This window comes from Paraburkholderia sp. UCT31 (genome assembly GCF_014397655.1).
Classification (GTDB): Bacteria; Pseudomonadota; Gammaproteobacteria; order Burkholderiales; family Burkholderiaceae; genus Paraburkholderia; species Paraburkholderia tuberum.
Genome location: NZ_VZQP01000236.1, coordinates 1 through 234, shown reverse-complemented (window position 1 = coordinate 234; position 234 = coordinate 1). Strand labels below are relative to the sequence as shown.

Here is a 234-nt window from a genome sequence, read left to right as displayed (position 1 = left end):
AAGACGGCTGCTACCGGCTCGAGCGCGCCTATGGAAGCTTCATGCGCACGATTCCGATGCCGGAAAACGCCGACCCCGATCACGCATTGGCAAAATTTGATAACGGTGTGCTCACGTTGACCGTGCCGAAATCGGAGCCGGCGCGATCCACGAGTCGCACGATCGACATCGGCCAGGCCAAACAGGCAAGAAGTGCCCCGGTCGCGGGGAACATCGGGCGAGTCGGGCCGTTAG

The 234-nt window shown here is 62.0% G+C and carries 1 pseudogene; it reads left to right on the top strand.

The window, feature by feature from the left end:
- Positions 1 to 173: pseudogene (locus F6X40_RS41780) on the top strand (Hsp20/alpha crystallin family protein); the annotation flags it as partial.
- Positions 174 to 234 lie beyond the last annotated feature (61 nt).